General features: G+C 61.7%; 10 protein-coding genes. 2 read left to right on the forward strand and 8 right to left on the reverse strand.

The window, feature by feature from the left end; all coding sequences use genetic code 11:
* Positions 1 to 156 precede the first annotated feature (156 nt).
* The 6 genes from C4J93_RS02065 to C4J93_RS02090 all read right to left on the reverse strand — a co-directional run bounded on the left by C4J93_RS02065 (position 157) and on the right by C4J93_RS02090 (position 8,257).
* Positions 157 to 1,335, reverse strand: coding sequence for an NAD(P)/FAD-dependent oxidoreductase (locus C4J93_RS02065; RefSeq protein WP_124428460.1), 1,179 nt, complete (start codon positions 1,333 to 1,335; stop codon positions 157 to 159).
* Between the two features lie 159 nt (positions 1,336 to 1,494).
* Positions 1,495 to 2,832, reverse strand: a complete 1,338-nt coding sequence (gene dbpA, locus C4J93_RS02070; protein ID WP_256660179.1) for an ATP-dependent RNA helicase DbpA — start codon at positions 2,830 to 2,832, stop codon at positions 1,495 to 1,497.
* A 130-nt stretch (positions 2,833 to 2,962) separates the two neighbouring features.
* Positions 2,963 to 4,390 carry a multidrug transporter subunit MdtD gene (mdtD, locus tag C4J93_RS02075; protein WP_124428462.1) on the reverse strand — a complete coding sequence of 476 codons (1,428 nt, stop codon included), beginning with the start codon at positions 4,388 to 4,390 and terminating at the stop codon, positions 2,963 to 2,965.
* 35 nt (positions 4,391 to 4,425) lie between these two features.
* Positions 4,426 to 5,316 (reverse strand): alpha/beta fold hydrolase, encoded by an 891-nt coding sequence (locus tag C4J93_RS02080; protein WP_124428463.1) that lies wholly within the window; start codon positions 5,314 to 5,316, stop codon positions 4,426 to 4,428.
* 182 nt (positions 5,317 to 5,498) lie between these two features.
* Positions 5,499 to 6,815, reverse strand: a complete 1,317-nt coding sequence (locus tag C4J93_RS02085; RefSeq protein ID WP_124428464.1) for a TldD/PmbA family protein — start codon at positions 6,813 to 6,815, stop codon at positions 5,499 to 5,501.
* A complete protein-coding gene (locus C4J93_RS02090; protein ID WP_124428465.1) occupies positions 6,815 to 8,257 on the reverse strand; it encodes a TldD/PmbA family protein in 1,443 nt (480 codons plus the stop codon). The genes C4J93_RS02085 and C4J93_RS02090 overlap by 1 nt, the downstream gene beginning before the upstream one ends.
* A 177-nt stretch (positions 8,258 to 8,434) precedes the next feature.
* On the opposite strand from C4J93_RS02090, the gene C4J93_RS27270 reads away from it, so the two are divergent.
* Positions 8,435 to 8,743: a transposase gene (locus tag C4J93_RS27270; RefSeq protein ID WP_256658866.1), complete on the forward strand. Its 309-nt coding sequence runs from the start codon at positions 8,435 to 8,437 to the stop codon at positions 8,741 to 8,743.
* Positions 8,744 to 8,751: 8 nt separating this feature from the next.
* Positions 8,752 to 9,582 (forward strand): IS3 family transposase, encoded by an 831-nt coding sequence (locus tag C4J93_RS02095; RefSeq protein WP_256660180.1) that lies wholly within the window; start codon positions 8,752 to 8,754, stop codon positions 9,580 to 9,582.
* Positions 9,583 to 9,684: 102 nt separating this feature from the next.
* On the opposite strand, the gene betA is transcribed toward C4J93_RS02095, so the two are convergent.
* Both betA and betB read right to left on the reverse strand, forming a co-directional pair.
* Positions 9,685 to 11,391, reverse strand: a complete 1,707-nt coding sequence (gene betA, locus C4J93_RS02100; RefSeq protein ID WP_124428466.1) for a choline dehydrogenase — start codon at positions 11,389 to 11,391, stop codon at positions 9,685 to 9,687.
* Positions 11,392 to 11,551: 160 nt separating this feature from the next.
* Positions 11,552 to 13,024: a betaine-aldehyde dehydrogenase gene (betB, locus tag C4J93_RS02105; protein WP_124369310.1), complete on the reverse strand. Its 1,473-nt coding sequence runs from the start codon at positions 13,022 to 13,024 to the stop codon at positions 11,552 to 11,554.
* Positions 13,025 to 13,040 lie beyond the last annotated feature (16 nt).

Below are 13,040 nucleotides of genomic sequence, written 5' to 3' on the forward strand. Positions count from 1 at the left end.
TGATCACATCGATGCGCAAAATATTTCCCTGGCTCACCGCCAAACAAAAGGTGGGAGGGGGCTTGCTCCCGATGGCGGTGTATCAGTCAGCTAATGAGTTGACTGTGCTGCCGCTATCGGGAGCAAGCCCCCTCCCACATTTTTTACCGTGTCGTGTCAGACATATTGCGCAGCCGCATAGCCTGACGCCCAGGCCCACTGGAAGTTGAACCCGCCCAAGTGCCCGGTTACATCCAGCACTTCACCGATAAAGTACAACCCTGGGCTTTTCAGCGACTCCATGGTCTTGGATGACACTTCCCGCGTGTCCACCCCGCCCAATGTTACCTCGGCAGTGCGATAACCCTCCGTGCCCGCCGGTACCAACTGCCAGTTGCCGAGCATCGAAGCGATGTCGGCAATTTCGGCATGGGTGTACTGCTTCATCGGCTTGGACGCGAACCAGGTCTCCGCCAGCAGATTGGCCATCTTCTTGGTGAAAATCTCGCCCAGCAGGGTTTTCAGCTCGCTGTTGGGGCGCTCGGCCTGTTGCTGTTGCAGCCAGGCGTGGGCGTCGTGGTCGGGTAGCAAATTGATTTCCACGGTGTCGCCGGATTCCCAGTAGGAGGAAATCTGCAGGATCGCCGGCCCGCTCAGACCGCGATGGGTAAACAGAATATTTTCGCGAAAGCTCTGGCCGTTGCAGCTGACCAGGCAGTCCACCGAGGTGCCCGACAGCTCGCCGCACAAGTCCTTGAGCTGATCGGTGATGGTGAACGGCACCAGTCCCGCGCGGGTCGGCAGCAGCTCATGGCCAAATTGCCTGGCCACTTGATAACCGAAGCCGGTAGCGCCGAGGGTCGGGATCGACAGGCCGCCCGTGGCGATCACCAAGGACTCGCAGCGCAGTTCGCCCAGGGTGGTCTGCAACTGGTAGCCGTTGTCGACCTTGGCGATGGCTTCAATCGAGGTGTCCAGGTGCAGGCTCACGCCGGTCTGGATGCATTCGTCGAGCAGCATGCCGAGAATGTCGCTGGACTTGTTGTCGCAGAACAGCTGGCCGAGTTTCTTTTCGTGGTACGGCACGCCGTGCTTGGTTACCAACCCGATGAAATCCCACTGGGTATAGCGCGCCAGTGCCGACTTGCAGAAGTGCGCGTTGTGCGAGAGGAAGTTGGCCGGCTCGGTGTACAGGTTGGTGAAATTGCAGCGGCCACCGCCGGACATCAGGATCTTTTTGCCGGCCTTGTTCGCGTGGTCGATCAGCATTACCTTGCGCCCCCGCCCGGCGGCGGTCAGCGCACACATCAAGCCTGCGGCGCCGGCGCCAATGATCACAACTTCGGTCGAGCGCACAGCAATGTCCTCATACAAATTCTGAATTGGAATACAGTCAAATGTGGGAGGGGGCTTGCTCCCGATGGCGGTGTGTCAGTAACAGATGTACTGACTGACACACCGTAATCGGGAGCAAGCCCCCTCCCACATTGGATCTTCATTGGATCAACGGTTGTGTTACAGAATCCGCACGCGCAACGAACGGCCCTTGATCTTGCCGTCGTTCAAACGCTGCAGCGCCTGCTTGGCGATTCCGCGCTCCACGGCGACGAAGGCCTGGAAGTCAAAGATCGCGATCTTGCCGACCTGGGCCCCCGGAATGCCGGCATCGCCGGTCAGTGCGCCAAGGATGTCGCCTGGGCGAACCTTGTCTTTACGCCCGGCGGCGATGCACAGGGTGCTCATCTGCGGCAGCAGCGGGCCGCCGCTCTGCGGCTTGAGGTTGTCCAGCTGGTCCCAGTTCAAGGGCGACTTTTGCAACTGCTCGATGGCTTGGGCACGGTGCGCTTCGGACGGCGCCACCAGGCTGATGGCGATGCCGGTCTCACCCGCGCGACCGGTACGGCCGACACGGTGAATATGGATTTCCGAGTCGCGGGCCAGTTCGACGTTGATCACCATGTCCAGTGCGTCGATGTCCAGGCCACGGGCGGCCACGTCGGTGGCGACCAGTACCGAGGTGCTGCGGTTGGCAAACATGGCCAGCACCTGGTCACGGTCACGCTGCTCGAGGTCGCCATGCAGGCCCACGGCGGAAATGCCCTTGGACGTCAGGTGATCGACGGTCTCCTGCACTTGCTGCTTGGTAAAGCAGAACGCCACGCACGACGCCGGGCGGAAATGCGCCAGCACCTTGGTCACGGCGTCCATGCGCTCTTCCGGCGAGATCTCGTAGAAACGCTGCTCGATCTGGTCGTCGGAGTGGAAGGCTTCGGCTTTCACCTGTTGCGGCGCGCGCATGAACTTGGAGGCCAGCTGCTTGATGCTCACCGGGTAGGTGGCCGAGAACAGCAGAGTCTGGCGGCGCGGCGGGGTCTTGCTGATGATGTCTTCGATGGCGTCGTAGAAACCCATGTCGAGCATGCGGTCGGCTTCATCGAGGATCAGCGTGTTCAATCCGTCCAGTACCAGCGAGCCTTTGCGCAAGTGCTGCTGGATACGCCCCGGGGTGCCGACGATCACGTGGGCACCGTGCTCAAGGGAGGCGATCTGTGGGCCGAGGGACACGCCACCGCACAGGGTCAGCACCTTGATGTTGTCTTCGGCGCGGGCCAGGCGACGGATTTCCTTGGCAACCTGGTCGGCCAGCTCGCGCGTCGGGCACATCACCAGGGCCTGGCAACCGAAGTAGCGCGGGTTGATCGGGTTCAGCAGGCCGATACCGAACGCGGCGGTCTTGCCGCTGCCGGTCTTGGCCTGGGCTATCAGGTCCAGCCCCTTGAGGATCACCGGCAAGCTCTGCGCCTGGATCTGCGTCATCTCGACATAACCCAGCGAGTCGAGGTTAGCCAGCATGGCGGCGGACAGGGGCAAAGTATTAAAAGCGGTGGCGATGGTGGTCACGGGACTGGCTCTGCAAAACAAAATGTCGCGCAGTGTACCAGTCTCGTGGGAATTTCCCCGCAAGTTCTAGACGAGCCGCCGTTCAATGCTCCAGGTCGTGCTCGCGGCTGACCACGCGTTTGCCGTCTTTTGGCGACAATTGCAGGAAGATCGCCGCCGCCAGCATGGCCATGATGCCCACCGTGAGGAACGTCAGCTGGAACGCGCCCAGTACCGTATTCACCCCATCGTTGCCGGTCTCCAAGGTAAAACCGCCGAGCAGCGCACCGGCACAGGCCACACCCAGGCTCAGGGACAGTTGCGCCACCACCGACAGCAAACTGTTGCCGCTGCTGGCCTGGGCGTCGTCGAGGTCGATCAGCGTCACGGTGTTCATCGCGGTGAATTGCAGGGAGTTGATCGCGCCCAGCACCGCGAGCATGCCCAGTAGCACGGGATAGGGCGTCTGCTCGCTGACCAGGCCCATGCTCGCCAGCATCGCGCCCAAGGCCAGGGTGTTGCCGGTGAGCACCACGCGATAACCCAGGCGCTCGATCAGCGGCCGGGCGATGGACTTGGCAAACATCGCCGCCGCCGCAAGCGGCAGCATGCTCATGCCGGCTTCCGACGGTGAATAACCCAACGCCACCTGCAACAGCAAGGGCACCAGAAACGGCAGGGCGCCGCTGCCCAGGCGTGCGAACAGGTTGCCGAGGATGCCCACGGCAAAGGTGCGGGTCTTGAACAGCACCGGCGAGAACAGCGGGTTATCGATATGCCCGGCGCGCAGCCAATATGCCGCCAGGCACGCCAAGCCACCGAACAGCAGCAGCATCACCCGCAGGTGCGGCAAGTGCAGTTCGCCCAGGCCTTCCATGGCGATGGTGATCAGCACCATCGCCGCGCCGAACAGCACAAAACCCAGGCCATCGAAGCGCGTGCGCTCGCTGCCGCGCAGGTCGGGAATGAATTTCCACACGGCATAGCAGCCGATCATGCCCACCGGCAGGTTGAGCAGGAAGATCCAGTGCCAGGTCAGGTATTGCACCATCCAGCCGCCCATGGTCGGGCCGAGCAACGGGCCGAGCAGGCCGGGGATTGTGATGAAACCCATGATCCGCACCAGCTCGGAACGGGGATAGGCGCGCAGTACCACCAGGCGCCCGACCGGCAGCATCAGCGCCCCGCCCAAACCCTGGATCACCCGCGCACCCACCAGCATGCTCAAGCTGCTCGACAGCGCGCACAGTAATGATCCGATGCTGAACAGCAAGATGGCGCCAAAGAAGATTTTCTTGGTGCCGAAGCGGTCGGCGATCCAGCCTGACGCCGGAATCAGCAAGGCGACGGTGAGCATGTAGGCAATGACTACGCCCTGCATGCGCAGCGGGTTTTCCGCCAGGTCCCGGGCCATGGCCGGCAAAGCCGTATTGAGGATCGTCCCGTCCAGCGACTGCATGAAGAAGGCAATCGCTACCACCCAGGGGAGCCAGCGGGCGGTCTTGGCGTCGAGAGGGGCACGATTCGGCATGGGAACCCTTTTGTTAGCAGGCTATGTGTTGGCGATTATGCGCCATCCGTCGCTGCTTTTCCCACTGGCGGTTCGTCTAAGTCCGACATTGAAGCGTGCTCGCCCACCAGAAAATCCAGCAAGACGCGATGCACTGCCAGCGCCGCCTCGCGGGATTCCAGGTCAAGCAAATGGCCAGTATGTTCGGCCACGGCGAAACTGCTGCGCCTCACGTAACTGCCGAACAGTTGTGCATCGGCGGCGGGGGTGTATTCGTCCAGCGTACCGTTGAGAAAGTGCACCGGCGTTTCAATCTGCCTGAGCGCCGGCAGGTAGTTGCCGTCGCCCAATGCCAGCACCTGATGGATATGAAAGCGCGCCTGGCGATACTCGGTGGTGGCCATGTTCGCCAGATGGCGGTGGTTGTTGCGCTTGAGGCGGGGCGACAAGTATTTCCCGACCGTCTCGTTGAGCAGATGGCCGACGGCGGATTTGTCATCGGCCTCGATCAACACGCGTACGCGCTCCACATACTCGAGCATCGCCTGGTTGAGGTTGGGCGCCAGGGCCATCACCACCGAGCTTTCGATGGAGGGCGGGTTATGGGCCAGGGTCAGCAGCGTGGAGATGCCACCCCATGAGGCCGAGACCAGATGGTTGACCGCAAAGCGCTGCACCAGCGCCCGCAGGATCTGCACTTCGTCATCCTTGGTGACCAGGTCGAGGTCGGTATTGTGCTCGCGGGAAAAGCCGGAGAAGGGCAGGTCGAACAGCAGCACATTGAAATGCTCGGCCAGGCATTTACTGGTGCGGGCAAAGGAGCGCGTGGTGGACAGGGCGCCATTGACCATCAGCACGGTTTTTCTGTGTGGGTCGTTGCCCAGTTGCTCTACGTGGACGTTGTAGTGCTTGTACAGCTTGTCTATGACAAAACTTGCCTGGGTCATCGCAACACTCCCTGTCGTGTGGCGGTATGCCATTAGCTTTTATAACGAGGTTTATTGCGGGCGACAACAGGCTGCCCGGAGTATGGGATTGAACGGTAGGAAGGGGCTCAGCGAAGTGTCCGAAATCAACACAGGACAATGTGGGAGGGGGCTGGCCCCCTCCCACAGGGGATTTTCTTGGATTACAAGGTCAGTGTCAGGCGCTTGACCAAGGCGCCTGGCAGCAGGTTGGACGCGGTGTTGCGCTGGCCATACGTACTCGCCGACAGCAGCAGTTCCCGATCAGCGGTCAGCGCTTCCAACTGCGAGCCCAGCAGGCTGTACACGCTGTCATCAAAGCGCATGGTGCTGACCGGCGCCTTGATCTCGCCGTCTTCCACCCAGAACGTGGCGAAGCGGGTCATGCCGGTCAGGCGCGCCGCCGGCAGGTCGGAGTAGTTCAGGTACCACAGGTTGCTGATGTACAACCCGGTGCCCAACTGCTTGAGGATATCGGCCTGGGCCAGGTTGCCGGCAGCCATTTGCAAGGCGCTGGGGGACTCGTCGCTGCTGGCGCCATTGGCGCTCAGGCCATATTCGGCGGCGCTGCGCGAGTTGACCAATTGGCCTTCGGCCTGGCCGGCATGGATCAACGTGACGTCATTGCGCGGGTAGCCTTCGGTGGAAAATGCCTGGCTCAGCGAACCGCTGATCTGCTCGGTTACGGTTACCAGCGGGCTCAGGTGTTGTTCCCCGGCATACAGGCGTTGCAGCGAACTGCCTTTGCTGGCGATGGCCTGCGCGGAAAAACCGCCCCAGGTCACGATGCTGATGATTTCTTCGAGTGCCGCTGGAGCGAGGTAGGCGCGGTATTGTCCGGGTGCCAGCGAGTGCAACGGTCGGCCGAGGAAGTGAAGCTGGTCGCGGGCCTGCTGGACGCGCCGGGCGAACTCGGCACTGTCCCAGGTGTGCCCGGCGTAGCTGGCCTTGACCGCTTCGCCATTGGCATGGAACAGACTGAAGTCGAAGTTGAAGCTGTTGGCCTGGTGCCAGCCGAACGCGCCGTCGGAGCTGGCAAAGCCACGGCTGATCGGGCCGGCGGCATAGAAGCCGACCAGGTCCACGCCTTCGGCGGCCTGGCTGATGTCTTGCAGCACCTGGGTCAGTTCCGGCAAGGGTCGCAGTTGTTCGTTGTGGCTTTGCCAGGCGTTGTGGTTCAGCAGCAGGTAGGGGTCTGGCGGCAGCAGCGGCAAGGTTTCGCGCAACTGTTGCAGGCCTGTGGCGAGGCGTTGGCGGTCCAGTTGCGGATCACCCGCCAGGGTAATGCCGAGGTCGGCATGGCGACCGGCGTTGATCAGCTTGAGGTTGAGGCTGGCCTGTTGCACCTGGCCGGCCTGGCGTACCTGGGCGTGGTTGAAACGCACGAACTCGGACGCTTCAGCAGCATAGCCGAGGTGAAACTGTTCCTGCTCGGTGATGGCCTGTTTAAGCCAGTCCACCAGTGCCTTGAAGTCGTTCATCAGGCATCTCCCCCAAATACGTCGACGTTACTGAACACACACGCCGGCGAAGCATGGCCGACGCGGATCACCTGGTTGGGTTCGCCTTTGCCGCAGTTCGGTGTGCCCAGCACCTTGAAGGTACTGGCATCGCCGACCGCGCTGAGCTTGCGCCAGAACTGCGCGGAAATGGCGCGGTAGTTGGGGTTCTTGACCACGCCTTTGAGTTCGCCGTTTTCGATCAGTTGGCCCCATTCGCAGCCGAACTGGAATTTATTGCGCGCGTCGTCGATGGACCAGGAGCGATTGGTCGACATCAGGATGCCGTGTTCGATACCGCCAATCAGCTGGGCCAGGCTCTGGTCACCCGCCTCGATATTGAGGTTGGCCATGCGGTCGATCGGCGGACGGTTCCAACTGCTGGCACGGCTGTTGGCTACACCGCCGAGCCCCGCGCGAAATTGCGACAGCGCGCCGCCCAGGGGCTTGAGCAGCAGCCCTTCGCGGATCAGGAACTGCTTGCTGGCGCGGGTGCCGTCATCGTCATGGCTGTAGCTGGCGAGCTGTTCGGGGATGTCCGGGTCGAACGTCACGTTGAGCAGGTTGGAGCCGTATTGCAGATGGCCGAAGTCGCTGGCCTTCACGAAGCTGGTGCCGGCGTAGTTGCGCTCATCGCCGAGAATCCGGTCCAGCTCCAGCGGGTGGCCGATGGACTCGTGGATCTGCAGGATCATCTGGTCGGGCATCAGCAACAAGTCACGCGGACCCTGGGGCGTGTTCGGTGCCAGCAGCAGTTGCAGGGCCTCATCGGCCACACGCGGCGCGGCGCCGATCAGGCCGAAGCGGCTGATCACGTCAAACCCGCCTTGCTGGCCGAAGTTGCTGCCGCCAAGGGTGCGGGTCTGGCTGTCGTTGCCATCGAAGGCGGTGACGTTGACGCCGGGAAACACAAAGCGCTGGGCCTGGCGCAGTTGCGCGCCGGCGGTGTTGAGGTAGATCTGTTCGACCGTGGTCTGGCCGAGGCTGACGTCCCAGCTCACCAGGCGCTCATCCCTGGGCACGGCGGCCGACTCATCGCCGAGCAGTTGGTAGCAGTCGCTCAGGGACGGGAAGGGCTGGTCGAAGTCGGGAGACAGGTAGTCGGCAACGTCACTCGACACCGCTTGCTCGCGCAGGTCGAGCAGGGCGTGGGGCTTGATCCGCCGGGCCTGCTGCTCGGCACGTTCGAGGGCGGCTTGCAGGCCGGCCAGGGACAGATCATTGGTCGCGGCGTAAGCTTCGACGCCGTTGAGACGCACGGTGAGCATGGCGCCTTCGTCATGGCTCAGGTGTGGCGGCTCGGCGACGTTCTTGCGCACCGACAGGTACCGGCCGGATTCGCGCACATAGCGCAGGGAGAAGAATTGGGCGGTGGTGCGCAGGGCACTGAAGTGTTGTTTGAGCGTGGCGTGGTGTTCGAACATGGGTCCTTCCTTGTGGGCAGCTCAGCGCGGGGCAGGCCAACAGAGTAGGCCGGGGCTGGGGGGCTGATCAAGGAGGTGTGTGGTGTTTGTTGGGGCCTCATCGGGGGCAAGCTGAACTGGCCTAATGATCCCGGACACCTCTTAAGGGCGATATGATTCGCCCAATCAGGAGGTTCCATGCAACAGCGAAAGACCTACACCCACGAGTTCAAGCAACGTGCTGCAAGCATGGTTCTTGATGATAACTGCTCAGTTCCCGACGTCTGTGCATCGATGGACGTTGGCCCTACGGCTCTGCGCCGCTGGGTTGATCAGGTTCGTAAAGAGCGTCACAAAGGGCAGCCAGTGGCAGGTACCAAGGCTATCAGCGACGAACAGCGAGAGCTTCAACAGCTACGAGCCAAGGTCAAGCGCCTGGAGAGTGAGGCTGAAATCTTAAAAAAGGCTACGGCTCTCTTGATGTCGGATCCCGATCGTTTTTCCTGATCGAGGAACTGAGAGAGTCGAACTCATATCCGACCAGCCTGCTTTGCAGTGCGCTAGGCGTTTCTCGCAGCGCGTTTTATGACTGGATTAAGCGTCGCTCAGCGCCAAATACCAAGCGTGACGCGCTTAGAGCAAAAGTCGTGCAACTGCATGTCGAAAGCCGAGAAAGCGCAGGCGCGCGGATGATCTCTCAGCGCCTGAAGGCCCAGCAGATCAAGGTGGGAAGGTATTTAGTCGCAAGACTCATGGCGGAAGCAAATCTGGCCAGCAGGCAGCGCCGCCGCCATCAGTATCGCTCTAGAGGCGTCGAAGCATTTGTGGCCAAAAACCTGCTTGAGCGTAACTTCGAGCCAACCGCAATTAATCAAGTCTGGTGCGGCGACGTTACCAGCCTAATGGTTGGGAAACGCTGGTATCACTTGGCAGTGGTCATTGATCTGTTCGCCCGCCGAATCGTTGGCTGGGCGTTTTCTCTGATCAATGACGCCAACCTGGTTAGCAAGGCGCTGAGAATGGCGGTGGAGGTTCGAGGCAAACATGCAGGCTTGATGTTTCATTCGGATCAAGGCTGCCAATACACCAGCCAGCACTTTCAGTCCGAGCTGCTGGGACATGGGATAACGCAAAGCATGAGCCGTAGGGGGCAGTGCTGGGACAACGCGCCAACGGAGCGTTTCTTCGGGACGCTCAAATCAGAGTGGGTGCCCACCAAGGGCTATATGACAGTTGAAGAAGCCAAGCAGGATATGACCAGCTTCTTCATGCGATACAACCGAATCAGGCTCCACAGCTACAACAACTACCTGTCGCCAATAGCCATGGAGCAGGAGGCGGCTTGATCACCGTAATCGGTGTCCGGAAAAACTTGACCAGAACAAGCCCCCTCCCACAGGGGAACGCATTCCAAATGTGGGAGGGGGCTTGCCCCCGATGGCGGTGTATCAGTTATTGCGCAGCGGCCCCACTTCACGCAGCGGCTTGCCACGCACTGGCGCATCGCCTGCTACGTAGTAGTCGGCGGTGCTGCGCGGCAGCGGCTGGCGGCCGCGGATCTTGTCGGCGATTTTCTCGGCGATCATGATCGTGGGGGCGTTCAGGTTGCCGGTGGTGATGATCGGCATGATCGACGCATCCACCACACGCAGGCCCTGCATGCCATGCACGCGACCCTCGCCATCCACCACCGCCATCTCGTCGGTGCCCATCTTGCACGAGCAGGACGGGTGGAACGCGGTCTCGGCGTGCTCGCGGATAAACTGGTCGAGCTGTTCATCGGTTTGCACCTCGACACCCGGGCTGATTTCGCGGCCACGGTACGGGTCCAGCGCCGGCTGCTGCATGATTTCACGGGTCAGGCGGATGCCGTCGCGAAATTCCTGCCAGTCCTGCTCGGTGGCCATGTAGTTGAAGAGGATGCTCGGGTAGTCCCGTGGGTTCTTCGACTTCAACTGCACACGGCCACGGCTCGGCGAACGCATGGAGCCCATGTGTGCCTGGAAACCGTGCTCTTTCACCCCGTTGCTGCCGTTGTAGTTAATCGCGACCGGCAGGAAGTGATACTGGATGTTCGGCCATTCGAATTCCGGACGCGAACGGATAAAACCGCCGGCTTCGAACTGGTTGCTGGCGCCAATGCCCGTGCCGTTGAACAGCCACTCGGCACCGATGGCCGGCTGGTTGTACCAAAGCAGCGAGGGGTACAGCGACACGGGCTGAGTGCACGCATATTGCAGGTACAACTCAAGGTGGTCCTGCAGGTTTTCGCCGACGCCTGGCAGGTCGTGGACCACCGGGATGTCGAGGCTTTCCAGCAGTTTGGCCGGGCCGACGCCAGAGCGTTGCAGCAGCTGCGGCGAAGCGATCGCGCCGCTGCAGACCAGCACTTCTTTACGCGCACGGGCTTCGACACGCTCTTCAGCGGCGCCGATCAGGTAACGCACGCCGACCGCACGCTTGCCTTCGAACAACACTTTGTCGGTGAGGGCGTGGGTAACGATGGTCAGGGTCGAACGCTTCTTGGCGACGTCCAGGTAACCGCGTGCGGTGCTGGCGCGACGACCGTTCGGCGTGACGGTGCGGTCCATCGGGCCGAAGCCTTCTTGCTGGTAACCGTTCAAGTCTTCGGTACGCGGGTAGCCGGCCTGCACGCCGGCTTCAACCATGGCGTGGAACAGCGGGTTGTTGCCGGCTTTGGGCGTGGTCACGCTGACCGGGCCTTCGCCACCGTGGTAGTCGTTGGGGCCGATGTCGCGGGTTTCGGCTTTGCGGAAATACGGCAGGCAGTCCAGGTAGGTCCAGTCTTCCAGGCCCGGCAATTTCGCCCAGTTGTCGTAGTCCATGGCGTTGCCGCGGATGTAGCACATGCCGTTGATCAGGGAAGAGCCACCCAGGCCCTTGCCGCGACCGCATTCCATCCGGCGCCCGTCCATGTGTGGCTCAGGATCGGTCTCGTAGGCCCAGTTGTAGCGACGGCCTTGCAGCGGGAACGCCAGGGCGGCGGGCATCTGGGTACGGAAGTCGAGGCGGTAGTCCGGGCCACCGGCTTCCAGCAACAGGACGGTGACGCCTTCGTCTTCGGTCAGACGGGTCGCCAGGGTGTTACCGGCAGAGCCGGCACCCACAATGATGTAGTCGTATTCTTGGGACATTGAATGCACCCTCTTTGATGTGTGGTCAGGTCGGGCCTCATCGGGAGCAAGCCCCCTCCCACATTTGACTGTATTTACACATCTAGACTTGTGAACACAGTCAGTGTGGGAGGGGGCTTGCCCCCGATGGCGGCCTCAAAGGCACTACAAGGCTCGGTTCTTAAAACACCGAGGCGTAATCGCCCAACTCAACCTGTACCGATTTAATGCGCGTAAAGTTATTCAGCGAACTGATCCCGTTCTCACGGCCCACACCGGATTGCTTGTAGCCGCCGACCGGCATCTTCGCGTCGGACTCGCCCCAGGCGTTGATCCAGCAGATACCCGCTTCCAACTGGTGAATCACACGGTGCGCGCGGTTCAGGTCTTTGGTCACAAGGCCCGCAGCCAAACCGAAATCGGTGTCGTTGGCACGGCGGATCACTTCTTCTTCGGTTTCATAGGTGAGGATGCTCATCACCGGGCCGAAGATTTCTTCACGCACGATGGTCATGTCATCGGTGCAGTCGGTGAACACGGTCGGTGCCACGAACGCGCCCTTGGCCAAGTCGCCGTCGGTCAGGCGGTCGCCGCCGCACAGCAGGCGTGCGCCTTGCTCTTTGCCTTTGGCGATGTAGCCCAGCACGCTCTCCATGTGCGCGAAGCTGACCAGCGGGCCGAAGTTGGTGTTGTCATCTTGCGGGTCGCCCACACGGATGCGCGCAACACGTTCAAGAATCTTGGCTTCGAACGCCGCTTGCAGGTGCTTGGGCACGAACACACGGGTGCCGTTGGTGCAGACCTGGCCGGAGCTGTAGAAGTTGGCCATCATCGCGATGTCGGCGGCGCGATCCAGATCGGCGTCTTCGAACACGATCAGCGGCGACTTGCCGCCCAGTTCCATGGTCACTTCCTTGAGCGACGAGCTCGAAGCGCTGGCCATGACCTTTTTGCCGGTGTCGGTGCCACCGGTGAACGAGACTTTCTCGATGCGCGGGTGCTCGGTCAGCCAGGTGCCGACTTCACGGCCGCTGCCGGTCAGTACGTTGAACACACCGGCTGGAACGCCGGCTTCGGTGTAGATCTCGGCCAGTTTCAGGGTGGTCAGCGAGGTGACTTCGCTTGGCTTGAAGATCATCGCGTTGCCGGCGGCCAGGGCCGGTGCGGATTTCCACAGGGCGATCTGGATCGGGTAGTTCCACGCGCCGATACCGGCGACCACGCCCAGCGGCTCGCGGCGGGTGTAGACGAAGGACGTGTCGCGCAGCGGAATCTGCTCGCCTTCGATGGCCGGCACCAGGCCCGCGTAGTATTCCAGCACGTCGGCGCCGGTGACGATGTCCACGTACTTGGTTTCGGAGAAGGCTTTGCCGGTGTCCAGGGTTTCCAGGGCGGCCAGCTCATCGTTGCGCTCGCGCAGGATGTCGACGGCGCGACGCAGGATGCGCGAACGCTCCATGGCGGTCATGGCGGCCCAGATCTTCTGGCCTTTTTCAGCGCTGACCACGGCACGCTCGACGTCTTCCTTGGTGGCGCGTTGCACTTGGGCGAGAACTTCACCGTTAGCCGGGTTGATGGCTTCGAAGGTGGCATCGCTGCCAGCGTCGCTGTAGCCGCCGTCAATGTAGAGTTTTTGCAGGTCGAAACGGGCCATAAAGTCCTCGCAAGTG

Source organism: Pseudomonas sp. R2-37-08W, assembly GCF_003851705.1.
Classification (GTDB): Bacteria; Pseudomonadota; Gammaproteobacteria; order Pseudomonadales; family Pseudomonadaceae; genus Aquipseudomonas.